Source organism: Dictyobacter sp. Z7_2 (assembly GCF_057551105.1).
Genome location: NZ_BAAJPE010000002.1, coordinates 5,121,065 through 5,138,382 on the forward strand (window position 1 = coordinate 5,121,065; position 17,318 = coordinate 5,138,382).

At 51.7% G+C, this 17,318-nt stretch carries 19 protein-coding genes; 10 read left to right on the forward strand and 9 right to left on the reverse strand.

Going from position 1 to position 17,318, the window contains the following annotated elements; translation table 11 throughout:
* Positions 1 to 358: 358 nt before the first annotated feature.
* The gene (locus tag AC27N8_RS34855; RefSeq protein ID WP_487074262.1) at positions 359 to 1,282 is read right to left on the reverse strand and encodes a transglutaminase-like domain-containing protein; all 924 of its coding nucleotides are present in this window, start codon (positions 1,280 to 1,282) and stop codon (positions 359 to 361) included.
* Positions 1,279 to 2,184 carry a transglutaminase-like domain-containing protein gene (locus AC27N8_RS34860; RefSeq protein ID WP_487074264.1) on the reverse strand — a complete coding sequence of 302 codons (906 nt, stop codon included), beginning with the start codon at positions 2,182 to 2,184 and terminating at the stop codon, positions 1,279 to 1,281. Before AC27N8_RS34860 ends, AC27N8_RS34855 begins: the two co-directional genes overlap by 4 nt.
* 500 nt (positions 2,185 to 2,684) lie before the next feature.
* Between AC27N8_RS34860 and AC27N8_RS34865 the strand changes: the two genes are divergently transcribed.
* Positions 2,685 to 3,782 carry a hypothetical protein gene (locus tag AC27N8_RS34865; protein ID WP_487074266.1) on the forward strand — a complete coding sequence of 366 codons (1,098 nt, stop codon included), beginning with the start codon at positions 2,685 to 2,687 and terminating at the stop codon, positions 3,780 to 3,782.
* On the opposite strand, the gene AC27N8_RS34870 is transcribed toward AC27N8_RS34865, so the two are convergent.
* Complete coding sequence (locus AC27N8_RS34870; protein WP_487074268.1) at positions 3,766 to 4,038, reverse strand: hypothetical protein; 273 nt, start codon at positions 4,036 to 4,038, stop codon at positions 3,766 to 3,768. The two genes, AC27N8_RS34865 and AC27N8_RS34870, sit on opposite strands and share 17 nt — an antisense overlap.
* Positions 4,039 to 4,247: 209 nt before the next feature.
* Between AC27N8_RS34870 and AC27N8_RS34875 the strand changes: the two genes are divergently transcribed.
* From AC27N8_RS34875 to AC27N8_RS34895, 5 genes are all read left to right on the forward strand, one after another.
* On the forward strand, positions 4,248 to 5,687 hold the full coding sequence (locus AC27N8_RS34875) for a circularly permuted type 2 ATP-grasp protein (RefSeq protein ID WP_487074270.1): 1,440 nt from the start codon (positions 4,248 to 4,250) through the stop codon (positions 5,685 to 5,687).
* A complete protein-coding gene (locus tag AC27N8_RS34880) occupies positions 5,688 to 6,668 on the forward strand; it encodes an alpha-E domain-containing protein (protein WP_487074272.1) in 981 nt (326 codons plus the stop codon). It abuts the gene before it with no gap.
* 45 nt (positions 6,669 to 6,713) lie between these two features.
* On the forward strand, positions 6,714 to 7,682 hold the full coding sequence (locus AC27N8_RS34885) for a transglutaminase family protein (RefSeq protein ID WP_487074274.1): 969 nt from the start codon (positions 6,714 to 6,716) through the stop codon (positions 7,680 to 7,682).
* Positions 7,683 to 7,771: 89 nt separating this feature from the next.
* Positions 7,772 to 8,749: a prenyltransferase/squalene oxidase repeat-containing protein gene (locus tag AC27N8_RS34890; protein WP_487074276.1), complete on the forward strand. Its 978-nt coding sequence runs from the start codon at positions 7,772 to 7,774 to the stop codon at positions 8,747 to 8,749.
* 164 nt (positions 8,750 to 8,913) lie between these two features.
* On the forward strand, positions 8,914 to 9,681 hold the full coding sequence (locus AC27N8_RS34895; RefSeq protein WP_487074278.1) for an SDR family oxidoreductase: 768 nt from the start codon (positions 8,914 to 8,916) through the stop codon (positions 9,679 to 9,681).
* 56 nt (positions 9,682 to 9,737) lie between these two features.
* On the opposite strand, the gene AC27N8_RS34900 is transcribed toward AC27N8_RS34895, so the two are convergent.
* A complete protein-coding gene (locus tag AC27N8_RS34900) occupies positions 9,738 to 10,664 on the reverse strand; it encodes a CE1 family esterase (protein ID WP_487074280.1) in 927 nt (308 codons plus the stop codon).
* 398 nt (positions 10,665 to 11,062) lie between these two features.
* Between AC27N8_RS34900 and AC27N8_RS34905 the strand changes: the two genes are divergently transcribed.
* On the forward strand, positions 11,063 to 11,836 hold the full coding sequence (locus AC27N8_RS34905; protein WP_487074282.1) for a DUF2182 domain-containing protein: 774 nt from the start codon (positions 11,063 to 11,065) through the stop codon (positions 11,834 to 11,836).
* A 5-nt stretch (positions 11,837 to 11,841) separates the two neighbouring features.
* Here the strand turns inward: AC27N8_RS34905 and AC27N8_RS34910 are convergent, their stop codons facing one another.
* Complete coding sequence (locus AC27N8_RS34910) at positions 11,842 to 12,267, reverse strand: nitroreductase family deazaflavin-dependent oxidoreductase (protein ID WP_487074284.1); 426 nt, start codon at positions 12,265 to 12,267, stop codon at positions 11,842 to 11,844.
* A 151-nt stretch (positions 12,268 to 12,418) separates the two neighbouring features.
* Here AC27N8_RS34910 and AC27N8_RS34915 point away from each other — a divergent pair, with 151 nt between their 5' ends.
* A complete protein-coding gene (locus AC27N8_RS34915) occupies positions 12,419 to 12,856 on the forward strand; it encodes an NUDIX hydrolase (protein ID WP_487074286.1) in 438 nt (145 codons plus the stop codon).
* A gap of 35 nt (positions 12,857 to 12,891) precedes the next feature.
* Here AC27N8_RS34915 and AC27N8_RS34920 read toward each other — a convergent pair whose 3' ends face one another.
* Entirely contained in the window at positions 12,892 to 13,419 is a 528-nt protein-coding gene (locus AC27N8_RS34920) for a hypothetical protein (protein WP_487074288.1), read from the reverse strand.
* Positions 13,420 to 13,576: 157 nt separating this feature from the next.
* Between AC27N8_RS34920 and AC27N8_RS34925 the strand changes: the two genes are divergently transcribed.
* Positions 13,577 to 14,350 carry a DUF6585 family protein gene (locus AC27N8_RS34925; RefSeq protein WP_487074290.1) on the forward strand — a complete coding sequence of 258 codons (774 nt, stop codon included), beginning with the start codon at positions 13,577 to 13,579 and terminating at the stop codon, positions 14,348 to 14,350.
* Positions 14,351 to 14,467: 117 nt separating this feature from the next.
* Positions 14,468 to 14,890 carry a nitroreductase family deazaflavin-dependent oxidoreductase gene (locus tag AC27N8_RS34930; protein ID WP_487074292.1) on the forward strand — a complete coding sequence of 141 codons (423 nt, stop codon included), beginning with the start codon at positions 14,468 to 14,470 and terminating at the stop codon, positions 14,888 to 14,890.
* Between the two features lie 42 nt (positions 14,891 to 14,932).
* On the opposite strand, the gene AC27N8_RS34935 is transcribed toward AC27N8_RS34930, so the two are convergent.
* The 3 genes from AC27N8_RS34935 to AC27N8_RS34945 are packed head-to-tail and all read right to left on the reverse strand — an operon-like array spanning position 14,933 to position 17,166.
* Positions 14,933 to 15,841, reverse strand: coding sequence for a complex I NDUFA9 subunit family protein (locus AC27N8_RS34935; RefSeq protein WP_487074294.1), 909 nt, complete (start codon positions 15,839 to 15,841; stop codon positions 14,933 to 14,935).
* A 3-nt stretch (positions 15,842 to 15,844) separates the two neighbouring features.
* Positions 15,845 to 16,570 (reverse strand): DUF2071 domain-containing protein, encoded by a 726-nt coding sequence (locus AC27N8_RS34940; RefSeq protein WP_487074296.1) that lies wholly within the window; start codon positions 16,568 to 16,570, stop codon positions 15,845 to 15,847.
* The gene (locus AC27N8_RS34945) at positions 16,567 to 17,166 is read right to left on the reverse strand and encodes a hypothetical protein (RefSeq protein ID WP_487074298.1); all 600 of its coding nucleotides are present in this window, start codon (positions 17,164 to 17,166) and stop codon (positions 16,567 to 16,569) included. The genes AC27N8_RS34940 and AC27N8_RS34945 overlap by 4 nt, the downstream gene beginning before the upstream one ends.
* Positions 17,167 to 17,318: the final 152 nt, after the last annotated feature.

Here is a 17,318-nt window from a genome sequence, read left to right on the forward strand (position 1 = left end):
GGGGCAAATGACCCATTTATTGAGAAGCTTGAATAAATGAACGCGTTCACTTTTGATTATAAATGGCGAGAGGGGATTTGTCAATGCTGCGTTGGATATCTGGCATCATAATACATTTCAGATAAGAATATGGCTTCACTGAAGAGAGCAAGCCAGCAGGCGTAGCGCCGTGGTCTTGTGCCCGGCGGCCGCGTGACGTACGTAACGTTCGTTTTTGTCACTCAATGATGCAAAATGACGAGGAACATTTTCATACGTGAACTGGCCGCCGGGCACAAGACCACGGCGCTACGTCGGCGAGCATTGGTGCCTCACGCGAACGGATATTCCCTTCTCATTTGGCAGCAAGCGCATGATATCATGCGCTTTTGTATTCGATGGAGGTCAGGTTGACGCGTTTGTTGGTTGAGAGTGTTCCCCGATAGGATGCGCAGAAAGTTCCGGAGGTCGGTGCGACATCGAGGTAGTCGCGTCCGACGGCGATGGTGAGATAGCTCAGGCTGGCGCGGCGTCCATGGGTCGGATCAAAGGGAATGGCAACGGCTCTGTCGGGCTGTTGGCTGTCACGCAATAGGACTTCAACCCAGGCGTGTGTTCCTCCTTCACCGAGCATGTGTCCGGAGACGTAGCGGGTGGGCAGTTTACAGAGACGGCAGAGCGCGATCATCAGATGGGCATAATCCTGACAGACGCCCTGTCCCAGCGCCAGCACTTCGGCGGCCGTCGTGTCGATGTCGGTCACTTCGTGGGTGTAGTGGACGTGCTGATAGACCCAGGCGTTGATCTGCTCGGCGAGCGCTAAGCCATGCTTGCCTTCGTCGATGAATTGCTGTGCGATCTCCCGGAGAGCATCATTGGGTTGCGTGAGCGCGGACGGCGTGAGCATCTGAGCGGCTCTGATGTATTCGATCGGGAGGTACGTGGGATGGCTCTCGCGCAGGCGTTCAACCAATATCCAGGCTGTAAAGTCGACGGACTGCTCGACGCGGGGGATATATAAGTTGATCTCGTTGTTGCCAAAGGTGTCTTCCTGACAATTGTACGTGGCGGTCGGTAAGGAGACATCCAGGCGATAATCAAGACGATGTTGATCTCCATGCTGATCGGGCGGGATAATCATCAGGCGCTGCTTGAGTTGTGTGATGGGTCCGGGATATTCATAGCGCAGGCTTTGACAGATGAGATAGGTGCTATGCTGAACACGTGACCAATCGACCTCGTGATGATCGAGATGGGTCGTTGTCGCAAGCGCCGTTTCTAGATCGATCTGGAGTTGAGTCATGCGGGTGAGGTATCCTCTCTTTTGGGCGTGATAGTTCCAGGTTTAGGCGCCAGCGGATCACCCGGCTGAGGGACCAGGGGAGTCTCAGGTGTGGTGTCAGCGGATACCTCGTCGGCCCAGACGAGCATCTTGAGTAAGCTTGGAGAGCCATAACTGGTCATCATGGCGACATCGAGCGCATCGCGACCCCGGCCAATCAGCACGCGGCCAATGCGCGGTGTATTATTGCGCGGATCAAACGTATACCAGCGTCCACCCAGATAGACCTCCATCCAGGCGCAGAAATCCATCGGAGCGTCTGGTAGTGGCACATCGATATCCGGGATATAGCCGAAGACGTAGCGTGTCGGGATGTTGAGCGCCCGGCAGAAGGTGACGGCGAGATGCGTGAAGTCCCGACAGACGCCGACGCGCTGAAGATAGATTTCAACCGCGCTGGTGAGCGGCGTGCTGCTACCATATTGGAAACGAATATTGTCATGGACCCAGTCGCAGACCGCCTGGACACGCGCCCAGCCTGGTTCTGTCTGCCCAAAGAGCTGCCAGGCAGTGTTTGAAAGCACGTCAGAATGACAGAAGCGGCTCGGTAGCAGGTAGTGATAGACATCATCTGGAAGATCCTCGATAGCCATCTGTTGCGCATCTGGAGCATACTCATCAGGCGTATCGGCGACACGGACCACCGCATCGTAGCGGATAACCTGCTCTCCCTCAGGCAGCAGCAAACGCTGGCTGGGATTGTGATAAATGTCGTGAAAGGCTGTGTGTGGCAATTCAGGCGTGAAGCGCCAATCTTCATACATGATCTGCTGTTCGTAATCGGGATGGGGTTGAACAAGCATTACCGTTGGAGTAGGCCACGTTGCCTCATAACGGAATTCGCATCCTACTCGAATGTACATACTGATTTTCGTTCCTCACTTCTGATTGATGATGATCCCCTGGCTGGTAAAAATAGCCATTTTCGGTCGTGCTAATGAGCATCGTAGAGATATTATAGTATATTGCCACCGTGTCCGCTAGCACAAAAGATGTACTGGACCTCATTTTTATTCTCATCCAGAGAAATTCCAGGTACAATAGTCCTGAGACACATGGTGGTGATGTATCCATTTTAATTTTGTGTCGATTATTGATGTTGCGTACTATTCTTTACAGAAATGTGAAGTTTCTCACATTGTGAAGTACCTTACATTGATGGATTTATATATGTAATATATTGTATGTAAATCAAGTAGGCAGTCTTGTAAGAATGTTGCTTTTTTGAAATCATTTGCGAATTAATCATTGAATATTTATGTATTCTTTATTTTTTTGCTTTATCTATTGATGTCTCACCTTATCTAATCATCTGGGTCAGTAGAGAGGCGAGCAGTTCCCACTGAAGGGAGGGCATCTATCAGTGAATCAAGTCTCATTGCCACCGGAGGCATCCGAAGAAAAAAAAGTGCCCCAGACACTGTGGCGACGTTGGTATCGGACGATTGCGATCGGACTTGTAACGATATCTGTTTTGTTGCTCGTTATGGCGACGAATCTATCGCTTGGCTATTTTCAATCCAATTCCCAGGGGGGGAATCCCCACGCGGTGGCCAGCCCAAAGCCGTCCCCGACGCCGACGCCGACGCCAATTCCGTTTAATCCCAATGTTGGAGCGGTCCTGCCCACGCATCGCATAGTGGCCTTTTATGGCATACCAGGAGCTGAGCCAGCAGGCCCTGCGTATCAGGCGGATAGTACCATGCTCAATCAACTGAAGGCGCAGGGAGCGGCGTATCAGACGATCGATCCGGCTCATCCAGTTGATCTGGGTATCGATCTGGTTGTGAGCGTGCCAGATGGCGATCCTGGTCCCAATGGGTACTATAGCCATCACGTAGATCAGGCGACCATTCAACAATATGTTGATTTCTGCAAACAAAATAACTTGCTGCTCTTTCTCGATCTCAACATTGGCTGGGCTCCGGTGATGCAAGAAGTCAATTTCTTTCTGCCGTATTTAGAGAAATATGACTTTGTGCATATGGCGATTGATCCCGAATGGATGTTCCCACGCCATGATGGTATCCCTGGTACCAACTTGAGTAATGTACGAGCGTCAGATCTGAATCCCGTCATAGAAGCCGTAGCGGCTATCCCGATGAAGTATCATGTGCCGCGCAAGATATTGATTATCCATCAGTATCGGGCGAGCGGGGATGGCACTCCGAATCCCAATAACGCTGGCACGGCCGAGATTGCCGATAAGCGCAATCTGGTGAACGATCCGCGTGTGGATACCGTCATCCACGTGGATAGCGTGGGAGGCTATACAGGCGCTCCGGCCGATAAAGAGATGCAATATACCGAATGGGTACATGATGATATGCAGCATTTTAAGAATTTTGAATATGGCGGCTTCAAGCTTTTCTATCATATCGAAGCAAACTTTAATATGATGACACCTGACGAGGTGCTGGCTATGAAGCCAGCTCCGATGATCGTCACCTATGGAAATTGAGGCATGTATCGACCATCATTAATATAAACCCCGTAGCGGCGCGGCTCTGCCGTGCTGTCTGTGACTCGTCTGATTCGGCTGGGATGCGCCCTCTCAATGGAACCCCATGGGCAACTTGGTCGTACGAGCCTCTGACAGCACGGCGGAGCCGCGCCGCTACGTCGGGGAGCGTCTCACCCTCATGGGATGCGCGTCTCCAATGCGACATCGGTACAGTGTTATGGGGTCTTTGCTGCGCTCGACGTTGGCTTGACAAGTGATTTGTTCTGTAGGTATGATGTTAGCAACAGTGTACCAATAGCAAAGAACGCTCATGGCTACGTCGCCTCACACGGCCTTGTGTGGGGTTTTTGTTTATTACTGACCAGAGTCGGAGATTTTGCCATGCTACTATCCGATGCATCGGGACGGTCTACCTTGCCGCCGCCTTTCTCTAACTATGATTTAGATAGAGCGTATGACGAAATGTTTGACATGCAAGGCCGCCCACGTCCTGCCTATCAGCAACTGTATCATCGTCTTCTGGAGATGCCATTCGATTTTCTCCAGCAGCGTCAGCAAGCCGCTGATCTTACCTTTCTTAATCAAGGTATTACCTTCACCGTCTATGGGGACAATGAGGGAACTGAACGTATCTGGCCGTATGATCTGTTGCCGCGCATTATTACGGCGGATGAATGGTCCGTGATCGAACGTGGCCTGACACAGCGCATTATGGCGATCAATCTTTTTCTGAAGGATATCTATCATGATGGGCATATTTTGAACGATGGTGTGGTGCCACGTTCCCTGGTCTATAGCTGCCGTCATTATCGACGCGAGATGCGTGGTATCCGCGTGCCGCACGATATCTATGTGGCGGTCGTCGGCTCGGATCTGGTACGGCTCCCCGATGGGCGCTTCGCCGTGCTGGAGGATAATCTGCGCGTCCCCAGTGGTGTCTCCTACATGCTCACGAATCGAGAGGTGATGAAGCGCATCTTTCCCTCTCTATTTGGCAGCCACGGGGTGCGCTCGATCGATCATTATGGACAGGCGCTGCTCAATACCTTGCACTCGCTTGCCCCGTTCGGACGTCCTGATCCCACGATTGTCCTGCTCACTCCCGGAGTCTATAATTCTGCCTATTTCGAGCATGCTTTTCTGGCGCGTCAGATGGGGATCGAACTGGTCGAGGGCCGCGATCTGATTGTGCATAACGACATCGTCTATATGCGTACGACGGCCGGACTCTCACGCGTCGATGTGATCTATCGCCGCGTCGATGATGACTTCCTTGATCCACTGGCCTTTCGTCCCAAATCGGTCCTGGGCGTGCCTGGACTGCTGAATGCCTATCGCGCTGGCAATGTGGCGCTGGCCAATGCGATCGGGACCGGGGTCGCCGACGATAAGGCTGTCTATGCCTATATGCCTCAGATTATTCGCTACTATTTGAACGAAGATCCGATCCTCGCCAACGTTGATACCTATCTGCTCTCAGATGAGAAGCAGCGCAACCATGTGCTTGATCATCTGGATGAGATGGTGGTGAAGGCCGTTGGAGAGTCGGGCGGCTATGGGATGCTGATCGGTCCGTATAGTACCGCCGCGCAGCGCGAGGAGTTTCGTCAGCGTATTCTGGACGATCCACGCAACTATATCGCGCAGGAGACGCTGGCCCTTTCACGCGCCCCTTGCTTCATGAATCAGCAGATCGAGCCGCGTCACGTCGACCTGCGGCCGTTTATCCTCTACGGGGATCGTGTGACGATTGTTCCCGGCGGTCTGACGCGGGTGGCGCTCAAGAGTGGATCGTTGGTGGTCAACTCGTCGCAGGGCGGTGGCAGTAAGGATACGTGGGTGCTCAACGAAAATGCGAATGAAGAAGATCTGACCGGACAGGAAGACTTTGAGGGCGAGTAAATGTTATCACGAGTTGCCGATAATCTCTATTGGATGAGTCGCTATCTGGAGCGAGCGGAATATACCGCTCGCTTGCTTGATGAAAATCTGCATCAGATGCTTGATCAGAATACGACGTACGCGCAGCAGCGCTGGCAACGTCTGCGGACGATCCTGCATATGCAGCCGAGCGGCGATGGACCTGATGAGGTCTATCATATGACACGTATCCTGACCTTTGATCTCTCGAATCCAGCGTCGATCGCGTCATGCATCGCCTCGGCGCGCGAGAACGCTCGCCAGGTGCGCGAGCAGATCAGCTCCGAGATGTGGATACAGTTGAACCAGCTCTATCTACATATCAGGCAGACCGATATCGATGAGATCTGGCGTGTCGAGCCGCATGCCTTCCTGACGACGGTCAAAGAGGGTGTCCAACTCTTTCGCGGCATCGCAGATGCTACCATGAATCACAGCGAGGGCTGGTATTTTATTCGCATGGGATGCTTTCTGGAACGCGCTACGTCGACGGCTTCTTTGATCGATGCTCATTTTAGCGCTATGATACAGCCGGCTCAGGATGATACGTCGGTTTCGCTCGATTATCTGGGCTGGGTCGGCCTGCTACGTTCGTGTACCGCCTTTGAGGCGTATTGTAAGGTCTACTCGGCGGACGTGCAGCCCGACAAGATCGCCGAATTCTTGTTGCTCAATGCCGAATCGCCGCGTTCCGTACGCTATGCCGCCTCCCAGATGCAGATCGCGTTACAATCGGTCTCTAAATCCACGCGCACGCGCTACGCTGGACGTGTCGAGCGTCTGGCCGGTCGGCTGCGTTCAGCGCTGGAATATGATCAGATTGAGGATGTGATGCAGGATATGCATGCCTATCTGGAGAATATTCAGCGTCAATGCGGCCAGATCCATAACGCTATTTATCAGGTCTACATCGCCTATCCCATCGACGCCGTTCTCGTCGGTAGCGGCGCGGCGCAGGCTTGATCTGGCACGACGCGATTTTGTTTCCTATGCAGTGGAGTAGAAGATATGTATTATACCGTTCGCCATGTGACGAAATTTCGCTATAGCACGCCGATTAGCGAAAGCATCATGGAAGTACGCATCCAGCCGCGCAATGAAGGCATCCAGCGCTGCCTCGACTTTCGCCTGTCGACCAGTCCCCGCGCCCAGATTATGCTCTATCGCGACGAACTGGGCAATCGCGTCCACCACTTCGACATCCCCAACCGACATAACCATCTAACCATCACCGCCGAAGCCATCGTCGAGCTGCAGCCGCCGCCCGAGCTTCCCGCTGCTCTCCCCAATGACGCCTGGGATGAGTTGGATCGCATGACTTCGACCGATGAGTATTGGGATATGCTGCAACCCAGTCATTTTGCGCGTCCCAGCGAGCTTCTGCATCAATTGATGGAAGAGCTCGACATCAAGCGGCGCGAAGATCCGCTGAGCGTCGTGAATTATGTCAATACCGCTATCTTCGAACACTTCGACTACGAAAAGAAGCAGACGACCGTCGATTCGCCGATCGATGACGCCTTGAGTATCCGACGCGGTGTCTGTCAGGACTTCGCTCACATCATGATCGCCATCATGCGCGAACTCGGTATCCCCTGTCGCTACGTCAGCGGATATCTCTTCCAGCAATCGGAGAAGAGTCTGCGCTCCGAAGATGGCGCTACGCACGCCTGGGTCGAAGTGCTCCTGCCCGGACTCAATTGGGTCGGCTTTGATCCCACCAATAATATACTCGCTAAAGAACGGCATATCCGCATCGCCGTCGGACGCGACTACGCCGATGTTCCTCCCACCAATGGCGTCTTTCGCGGCACTGCCGAGAGCGAACTGTCCGTGGCTGTCAAAGTCTATCCCACCGATGTCCCGCCGCCCAGCGCCGAGCTATCCCTCGAAGCCAAGTGGCTGCCTGGTCATCAGCAGGGACTCGATTATGAGGATGGCGAGGTGCAGCAGCAGCCTCAGCAGCAGCAGCAATAAGATAGATTTTCGTTTGGCTGCCTTTGACAATTTTGCCGATATTTCTCTGCTTGTAAAGAAGATGTCCATAAAGTAAGGAGTATTGACAGATGTCGACACATTCATCCAAATGGCAAGCGCCAACGTCAACGAGTTCGGTCATACAGTGGCTGCTTGATTCAGATCCCGCGATCCGTTGGCAGGCGATGCGCGACCTGACTGATGCGCCTGAGGAGGCGGTCGCGGCCGAGCGTGCAAAGGTCGCTACTGAGGGCGCTGGCGCACGTTTGCTCGCTCTCCAGGCATCCGATGGGAGGTGGGGTGGCGCGGCGTGGAATCACGGATGGGACTCCACGATGCACATCCTGATACTTCTGCGGGAGATGGGTCTTGATCCCCAATGCTCCGAGGCGCAACGTGCGGTGGGACTCGTGCGCGACCACGTGACGTGGCGAGGATGTGGTCCGGAAGAGGTGGACGACAATCCTTTCTTTGCTGGCGAGATCGAGCCCTGTATCAATGGACAGGTGGCGGCGAGTGGTGCCTACTTTGGTCAGGATGTCCAGGGCATCGTTGATCGGCTGCTCGGCGAACAGCTGGCCGATGGCGGCTGGAACTGTGAGGCTCCCGATTCGCTGCGGTCGTCATTTAATACCACGATCTGCGTACTTGAGGCCCTGCTCGAATACGAACTGGCAGTCGGGGAAAGCGCGTCGCTGACGGCGGCTCGTCTCCGTGGGCAGGAGTATCTGCTTGATCGTCACCTCTTCTACCGGCTCTCGACCGGCGAGGCGATCGAGCGCGATCGCAAGAGCAATGCCGTCTGGACGCGTTTCGCCTTTCCAACCTGGTGGTACTACGATGTGCTACGTGGGCTCGAGTACCTGCGCAGCGCCGGCGTCACGCCCGATGAGCGCGTCGCTGAGGCGATCAACCTGGTCGTGTCAAAGCGTGACAACGACGGTCGATGGTCACTTGAGACTCGCTATCCTGGCAAGATGCTGGTCGAGATAGACGATGGCGAGGGCCGGCCGAGCCGTTGGAACACCCTCCGCGCCTTACGCGTGCTGGATTGGTATTCTGCCTGAAAAGCCAGCAGAAAGCGGTCTTCGCTTCGCTTGACAATGCCTTGTAAAGATTGTATGGTATCAACATGACGTTAACGTAACATTTAGTAGGTAGAGGATATTTTTTGCTCTAAACATGACGTTAACGTCATGTTTATTCGGGTAGATTGAAAGGAAGGTTTGATATGTCGAATAGCGGTAATTTGAGTAGGCTTGTTGGCAAGGTATGCGTGGTCACTGGGGCGGCTGGAGGGATTGGTACAGCGACGGCTGCACGACTCGCGAGTGAGGGTGCGCACGTGGTGGGAGTTGATTTGCTTGAGCACACGGTTGGTGAGCTTTCGCTACGAGCTGATCTGACCGATGAGGATCAGGTAAAGGGGATGTATGCACGTGTGCATGAGGAATTTGGTCGGATTGATGTGTTGTTCAATAATGCTGGCATGGTCACGGCAGATGATGGTTCAGCGCTCAAGGTTACGCAGGAGACATGGGAGCGCGTCCTGTCTGTAAATCTGACCAGTGTCTTTTTGTGCTGCAAGCATGGGATTCCTTATCTGCTGGATAACGTTCCGGCTGGTGGCTCCGTCATCAATACGGCGTCCTTTCTGGCCGTGATGGGTTCGGCGACGGCTCAGATGGCTTATAATGCGGCCAGGGCCGGCGTGATAGCATTGTCGCGTGATCTGGGCGTCCATTTGGCTCGCCGCGGCGTGCGGGTCAATGCTCTGTGTATTGGTCCTATCGAGACGCCGCGACTGAATTCTATCTTCTCCAAAGATCTTGCCATTACACCGCAGCGCCTAATCCACATCCCCATGGGTCGCTTCGGACGCGTCGAGGAGGTCGCTGGCACTGTAGCGTTCCTGGCTAGCGATGATTCTGGCTACGTGACAGCTTCTGCGTTTCCTATCGATGGCGGCGTGAGCATCGCATATACCATTCCTTCGTAGCGATCGGCTGTTGGCTTCAGTTGATTTGAATAAGGACGCTCAAGCAGTGCAGCTCACTATATAGGTGTGCTCGTATGTGAATGGGATTTTATCGATCCCGTGGAGGAAAAGAAATCCCACAACAAGGCTGCGCTGTTCACATGGGTTGCTGTTTTTCCTAGCGGGAAGGCTGCTTTTTTGTAGTGATTGGGGACAACATGGCCTCCTCCGGTAATAGAGACGAGCTTGACTGGATATTTCCCGGTTTCGCTATATTCTTCAATGGTGATGGGAAGTACATTTTTGCCTTCATGCTTGAGCATCCTTATGGTCGGCTGCGTATCGATATGATTGCGTTGCGCATAGTAGTGCGCTGTTTCGCGTGCCGATAAGCCACGTCCACGTGGATTCAATCCCCATAAACTTGCCATCCCTCCATCATAAGGGACAAGTGGATCGGATGTGCCATGAATTATCAAAACCGGAAGTGATGATTCTCTGGGAGCAACCAGGAAGTTGTCTGCCTCTGGCTGTGTCGCGCTTATAAGAGCCGCACCGGCAAACGGATAGGGCCATTCATGGAGTAGCCGAATAACCATCTGCCCGCCGTTTGAATATCCCGCGATATAGACTCTGTTGGCATCGATGTCATGTTTCATTCGCACCTCATCGATGAGCATGTTCGTGAATGTAACATCGTCAATGTTGGCTTTGCGCGTAGGGAAATTCGACGAGATCCGAGCGTCATTCCAATGACCTTTGTAGCCGTCCGGATACACGACTACAAATCCATGCGCTTGAACTAACTCGTCAAAAACGTTTCCACTAAACGCTCGTATCTTCTCTCCCGTTTGATTTGAGCCATGAAAGACGATTAAGAGTGGTGCCGATTTCTGCTGCACTTGTGGCTGCACGACCATGTAACTACGACTTCTGCCCTGCACTTGAATGGTGAGTCGACTGACTGCAATATCCTGAGATCTTGCTGATTTTTCTCTGAGCATAGCTCTCTTCCTCCGTACTTGTTCTTAGATCATCAAATTGAAAGCCAATACCAACGTGCTATCCTGGCTGACATAGCGATCATTAATGGATGGGCTGTTCATTTTGTATGGCTGTATTGTATGGCACAGAGATACTTGAGGCAAGCAAAAATGGACACCGTGGAGTTGTCGAACACAAGTACGGTATATGTTTATTATTGAACAGGAATATAGATGTTCCACTTGATGTACTGCTCTGTCAAAGGTCATCGTAACGTCGCCTGGTCAAGAAAGATGATTCCTTTGGCAACCCTTGACAATCGTTGCCGTTATTTCTATCCTTGTTGAGAAAGAGAATATATGCATAGAGTAGAGAAAGCTGTATTTTTTGATGACATAAGGATAGTCGAGGTTCGCTGATGGTTGATGTTGTCAAGCTCCCTCAGACGGCGAAAGATCCGCTGGCCTGGAGCGCGATGCTCTTACTGGCCGCGCTGGCCTGGATTCCGACGCTCGCACAGACGCTGAGTATGTTGGCGATGCCGATGTATGGCACAATGGATCTGTCTCTGCCGCCCTTTCTTCTGTTCTGGACTCTGATGATGATCGCGATGATGCTTCCTTCGCTGGCTCCGACCGTCTCGATGCATCTGAGGTTCATCCAGGGACAGAGCCCTTATTTTTTGATGCGCTGTAGCACCGTTACCAGCTTTCTTGTCGGCTATCTTGCAATCTGGCTCCTGTTTGGCATCCCTGTCTATCTGCTCTGCCTGCTGGGAGATCATCTTGTACGTAGCGCGCCGCTGCTGGGGATCGCTCTGGGGATTATCATTTTTGTTGGAGCTGGTGCGTATCAATTTACACCCCTGAAACGACATACTCTGACCCACTGTCATGTCGCGGTGCCCTGTCAGGAGGCTGATTCCTTCCTTTCCGCCATCATCTCCTACGGAAAAGCCGGACTGCTCCAGGGACGCTCTTGCCTGCAATATTGCGGTCCCCTGATGCTTGTGATGATCGCCGTCGGACTGATGAATCTCGTCTGGATGCTGCTCCTGACCGCTGTCATCTTCGTCGAGAAGGTCTGGTTCGACGGCAATCGACTCAGCGCACCGATCGGCGTCGCGCTGATCATGTATGGTCTGCTGGCCTTTGTTGATCCCGCACTGCTGCCGGGCCTGGTTGTGCGCTGAGCTATTTACTTGGCCAGTACGATCTCAACCACGTGAATCGGGCGTATCGACTGCGTCTTTTTTTCGTACTCTTTGAATTGAGGATACCTGGCAGTGACTTTGGCAAAGATTTTATCTCGTTCCTCGGTTGGTAGGACGACTGCCTTTCCTTCGTATGTCTCTGTCCCTATCTCGACTTTGACCTCGGGGCGCGCAAGGATGTTGTAGTACCAGCCAGGATGATTGGGTTCGCCTGCATTGGAGGCCACGATAAATATGCGTCCCTCGTCCGGGAGATAGCCGAGAGGATTGAGGCGTTCCTGGTTACTTTTGGCTCCGGTCGTATGCAGGATCAACATATCAGCACCTTCAAATACCCCGCCCACTTTCCCGGCATTAGCACGGAATTCCTGGATAATCGTTTCGTTCCACGCTCGTTCTGCTTGAGGCATACAGTTTCCTCTTTCAATGAGTTATATGATATATCCATCAATGAAGTAGTTGACAGATATACTTGATAGGATTGAAAAACCTTTAACGTGATCATACCATATATTTATCCATTTTTATAGGTCGTTGCATAGAGTTTTTAAGGGGTGCTGTGTGTTCAGGCGTAGATTTACTGTTGTACCGGCTGTCCATCTTTTTCTGATCAATGAGAACCAGATTCTTTTGTCCAGACGCTTTCAAACCGGCTACGCGGATGGAATGTATAGCGTGGTGGCCGGTCACCTCGATGGTAATGAGGAGGTAATCGCGGCCATGATACGCGAAGCCAGAGAAGAAGCAGGCATCGATATTCAGGCCAGGGATATGCGTGTGGTTGGCGTGATGCATCGCAAGGCCGCCAATGAGCGCGTCGATTTCTTCCTTGTGGCGAGTCAATGGCAGGGAGAAATCTATAATGCCGAACCTCATCGATGTGACGCTCTGACCTGGTTTGATCTCTCCAATTTGCCAGAGAACCTCATTCCATATGTCGGGCAGGCGATAGAAAACTATCAGCAGGGTATCTGGTTCGATAGTTTCGGATGGAGCTGATTGTCTGGCCAATTTGATGGCTATTCATTCTATATTTACCAGAGCACCTGAGCCATATCTGTATAGGCATGCGTTGGAGCTTCTTCCAGAAATATTTTGCGCGAGGATAGGGGAAAGAAGCAGATATTGAAAATCTGCTTTTGGTATCCCCATTGATCATGATAAGACGTGCGTAAGTTATACATAATCCGCATCCATTGATGCTCTTGCAAGAAAAACTCAGTTTTTGGAAAGTGGACGCGTCTTGGCATGCCGTAACTACGCTCCCATTCAAACGTTATGTGAAGTTTTTTCTCCTGGACTGAAAAATTAAAGCAATCATGTTGAAACGGATTTGCTATCTCGATCAGTCGTACACTTTCTGTAGGATGTTTAAAAGAATTATACTCTTCGTAGAAGATCTCATGCAGCAAGAGCATATTTTCAGCGGATGAAGTGGGAGGTTCTGGTAATTTCAATGCTTCTGGCGTGCGATTTCTGGCGGCAGCATAAATGCCTCCACGGGAATCTTTTGTCCAACGGGTACGGATATTCTGAATAATTATGGGTGGAAATGAAGGCATTTGTATGCTCCTATTTATTTCTATCTAGTATAACTTATTATGGTGATAATTTCGTCTCTTCTTTTTCATCTACCAGAAAGCTTTACGAAAAGCGTTTGTCAAGTAATAATCACGCTTCATTTATGCTTGCACTGTACCTGGAAAGGGAAAAACATCTATGGCTGCAAATATGACTTTACAAGGGACGTTGTCCTTGCCTGTGCAGCAGGCTGCCATCGCTCAACAACTTGGACCATTTGTTAAAACCTATCAAAGCACACTGACCAGGACACTGATTGGCAGCATCGTCTTTTTCTGCGCTGGCGTGCTCTTTTTGATTGGCGGTATTGCCAGTTCTACTATTGTTTTGTCAGTGTTTGCGATCCTCTTTATCGCAGTGGCCATCTATATGCTCTATACTGCTCTACAAGTGGCGAAACAGCGGATACATCTGTTTCAATCTGGCATCATTGTCGAGAACAGAAATCAGGTGCAGCCACTACCCTGGAACCAGGTGAGCGAAGTGTTGCAGAGCATCACCCGTAACCGCAGCAATGGCGTCTATGTTGGCACAACATATCTCTATACGCTACGTCGCGTGGATGGGTATCAGATAAAATTGAACAATCTTACAAAGAATGTTGCCGAACTGGGTCCCATCGTGGCTAAAGGTATCACGCAGGCGATGATTCCGCGTGTCTTTTCTGCCCTGAGCGAAGGAAAAACGCAGACGTTTGGACCTTTGAGTGTCAGTATGCAAGGTATCAGCTACAAGCAGAAAAATTTGCTCTGGACGCAGGTGCAGCCGATAGAGATGAAAAGCGGATTTATCTCTATCAAAGAGGTTGGCACGAAGCGCAATTGGGGATTTTTCGAGGTGGCGAAGATCCCTAATGTGTTTGTCTTTATGGTAATTGCCGAGGAGATGCAACGTCGCGCTGGCGGTCGATGATTTGATAATTGTCCTTCTATGAGATATAATCGTAACGTACGGTACGGTACGCTTTGATTATATTTAACTGAAAATATGGAACACTGGTACAAGCTATGTGTTCGGTAGGAGGACGAGATGTCTCACAATCGTATACGCAGGTTTAACAAGCGCATCACCAATCCGCTTTTGCGCGGGCTTGCCAGATTGTCACGCGGGCCGTTTGCTGTTATTCGTCACGTTGGGCGTCGGAGTGGAAAGCAGTATGAGACGACGATCATGGTTTGGTTGGTGCCGGATGGCTTTATCATCGCGCTTACTTATGGACCTAATGTGGATTGGTATCGGAATGTGGTGGCCGCTGGCCGTTGTACACTGCTCTGGCATGGAAGAGTTTTTTCGGTTGGGAAGCCAGAGCCAGTCGATGCGGAAACGGCCCTGCTAGCATTCCCTCAGCCTTTCAGAACGATTCTGCAACGATTGGGCACACAACAGTTTATCCATGTAGAGAGTATGGCTGTGGCCTCCTCGTCTGGCGTTCCTGAAAAGACTGGGGGGTAAAGAAAAGATGTCCATTCGCGAGGGCTTGGCGATCGTTGCGGCTTATGATCGATCGGCCAGGCCAGCACTGAAAGGTCTGGGCTCAAAGCCAAAGAGATCTATGACATGCTCGGGATGGAGCGCAAAATTCTCACTTTTCAACATTGTCAGCTCGTCGGTCGTGATTGGACCATGGCTGCCCAGCAGATCGCTAATGTGGGCGATCAGTGACATGATCATCCAGGGGATGTGCATTTTTCGGCTTACTTTGCCGGGTTGCTGTTGTCGTGCCAGGAGATCAAGCAAGGTGTTGAAGGTACAGATCTCTCCTCCTCCGATATCGGTGCTGATCGAGGATAGATCGTCGCGCTCGACAACCTGCATGATCACGTGTACGAGGTCCTGAACATGCAGAGGTTGCACGCGGTAAGTGCCATCGCCAGGCACGGGGATAATGGGAAGGCTTGCGAGGCGGGAGAAGAGAGCCATCGAGTGATCACCTGGACCATACACGAGTGATGGGCGTAAGATGGCGTAAGGCACATCCAATTGGGCAAGATACTGATCGGCAGCGAGTTTTGAGCGCTGGAACTTGCTGCAAGGTTGCTCATTGGCTCCCAACGAACTGATCTGTATGATTTTGCTGACGCCTCCTTCGGCCGCGGCCTTGAACAAAGCTCGAGGTGTTGCGGTATGGACCTGTTCAAAGCTGCTTGTCCTACTTTCGCGAATGATACCGACCGTGTTGATCACAACGTCATGATCAGCGACTTCGTATAGCCATGGTTCTGGTTCTATCCATTCTCCCGTGAGAATCTTGACGCCGGGCAATTGGATAAGTTGGGCGAATGTGGCGCTCCGATGGCGGGTAGCTGGACGGATCAGGCAGGTGACGTCATGTCCTTGTTTGGAGAGCTCTTGAAGCAGATGACCTCCAATGAAGCCAGTCGCGCCTGTCAGAAAGATCTTCATCGTTTAACCTCCTTGATAGACCTGTCCGCGATTCCATTGATAGCGGATCGGTTCAACTTCATAGCAGATCTCCAACTGAACATTCTGATTGTGGAGAAATGTCCAGTCGGCATAGTCTATCTGCCTCAGGTGATGACGCCACTCATGCTCGTTGCGGGTAATGTGGACAACGTTGGCTCGGCCTGTACTATCCAGCGAGATTCCGTAGGGCTTGTACTTGAGAAAAGTAGCGGCTTCGTCTAGCGATGCAAATGCTGATTGGGGACTCAATTGCGGCGCGGCTGTGGGTAGTAGGCGTGCATGCATGGGAGCGTCACGTGAGAGTAGTTGTAGCTCCAGTGCCTGATGATCCTCCTGGATGCGCAGTGGCGCAGTGTGAAAATGGAAGTCTGTGAGCAGATTTCCTGCCGATGACATCAAGCGTTGGTCACAGTCGCTACGCAGGAAGTAGAGTCCCTCTATCGATGCTCCATGCTTGAGTGGGAGGCGTACATAGAGCCGATATGCGAGATGCCAGTAGTTGATGCCTGTGAAGGCCGGAAAGTGTCTGGGGCGCATGGCGCTGATGTGGCAGATGACGATGTTCCAGAAGGCGTATCCCGCGTGTGTGACCAACTCCAGCGGCTCAGGCAGTAGCTTTTGCGCATCCTCAGATGGCGTCCGATAGGTGAAAAGCCAGCAGCGATCGATCTCTCCCACGACGGTCAGAGGATTCTTTTGCCAGATCATCGATGGCCTCCTTGCAGTAGACGATGAAAGAGTCCAAATAAGAGGGCACCACTTCCGTTGAGGATGAGCATCCACGAGAGTAGCGTCTTCCAGATCGGAACGCGTAGTGCCCGCATCTGAGCGATCAACACTGTACTCATAACCAGGTTTGAGAGTCCGATCACGCTAACATTCCAGCGCTTGAGAAATCTGCTTGTGAACTTGCCTTTGATCTTAAAGTAGAGATTAATGGTTGCTCCACTCATGAGTATGACCTCTCCAAATGCCATGGTAACCAGGCATGCCTGAATACAGGTTTGCACGCGACGATGGCTTATCAGGATCAAGCCGGGTATGAAAAAACACCAGCTGGTTCCTGCTGAGAGTGCCAGCCAGAGTGCGCTGCGTTCCAGGCGCCAGTTGCGAAAATGCAGACTCAATGAAGCTCCATAGATTAATGAGCCTCCGAGCGCGATCGCAATGAGAGCACTCCAATGCCGGTAGGGTAGCGCTGGATTTTTGATCTGCTGTTCGTTGTATGCCCGCAATTGTTGGGCAGGATGGCGTAGGCTATGATAGATTGAACCCATAAAGGGATTTTTTTGTTGGACAGACATGAGTCTATGTATCCTTTCATTATTCCAGATCCGCGCTATGATAAAAGTGAACATGTTCACTTTTATCATAGCGTAAATAAGAAAGCTCGTCAAGGGCAATAGAGAGCCGTTGTCTGGCTCTCACAATCTGGCTGCTTGATGGCTATGACTTG

Coding starts and splice junctions, on each gene's coding strand:
- AC27N8_RS34855 (WP_487074262.1), bottom strand. CDS start 1,282: ATGACTCAACTCCAGATCGATCTAGAAACGGCGCTTGCGACAACGACC.
- AC27N8_RS34860 (WP_487074264.1), bottom strand. CDS start 2,184: ATGTACATTCGAGTAGGATGCGAATTCCGTTATGAGGCAACGTGGCCT.
- AC27N8_RS34875 (WP_487074270.1), top strand. CDS start 4,248: ATGTTTGACATGCAAGGCCGCCCACGTCCTGCCTATCAGCAACTGTAT.
- AC27N8_RS34880 (WP_487074272.1), top strand. CDS start 5,688: ATGTTATCACGAGTTGCCGATAATCTCTATTGGATGAGTCGCTATCTG.
- AC27N8_RS34885 (WP_487074274.1), top strand. CDS start 6,714: ATGTATTATACCGTTCGCCATGTGACGAAATTTCGCTATAGCACGCCG.
- AC27N8_RS34890 (WP_487074276.1), top strand. CDS start 7,772: ATGTCGACACATTCATCCAAATGGCAAGCGCCAACGTCAACGAGTTCG.
- AC27N8_RS34895 (WP_487074278.1), top strand. CDS start 8,914: ATGTCGAATAGCGGTAATTTGAGTAGGCTTGTTGGCAAGGTATGCGTG.
- AC27N8_RS34900 (WP_487074280.1), bottom strand. CDS start 10,664: ATGCTCAGAGAAAAATCAGCAAGATCTCAGGATATTGCAGTCAGTCGA.
- AC27N8_RS34905 (WP_487074282.1), top strand. CDS start 11,063: ATGGTTGATGTTGTCAAGCTCCCTCAGACGGCGAAAGATCCGCTGGCC.
- AC27N8_RS34910 (WP_487074284.1), bottom strand. CDS start 12,267: ATGCCTCAAGCAGAACGAGCGTGGAACGAAACGATTATCCAGGAATTC.
- AC27N8_RS34920 (WP_487074288.1), bottom strand. CDS start 13,419: ATGCCTTCATTTCCACCCATAATTATTCAGAATATCCGTACCCGTTGG.
- AC27N8_RS34925 (WP_487074290.1), top strand. CDS start 13,577: ATGGCTGCAAATATGACTTTACAAGGGACGTTGTCCTTGCCTGTGCAG.
- AC27N8_RS34930 (WP_487074292.1), top strand. CDS start 14,468: ATGTCTCACAATCGTATACGCAGGTTTAACAAGCGCATCACCAATCCG.
- AC27N8_RS34935 (WP_487074294.1), bottom strand. CDS start 15,841: ATGAAGATCTTTCTGACAGGCGCGACTGGCTTCATTGGAGGTCATCTG.
- AC27N8_RS34940 (WP_487074296.1), bottom strand. CDS start 16,570: ATGATCTGGCAAAAGAATCCTCTGACCGTCGTGGGAGAGATCGATCGC.
- AC27N8_RS34945 (WP_487074298.1), bottom strand. CDS start 17,166: ATGTCTGTCCAACAAAAAAATCCCTTTATGGGTTCAATCTATCATAGC.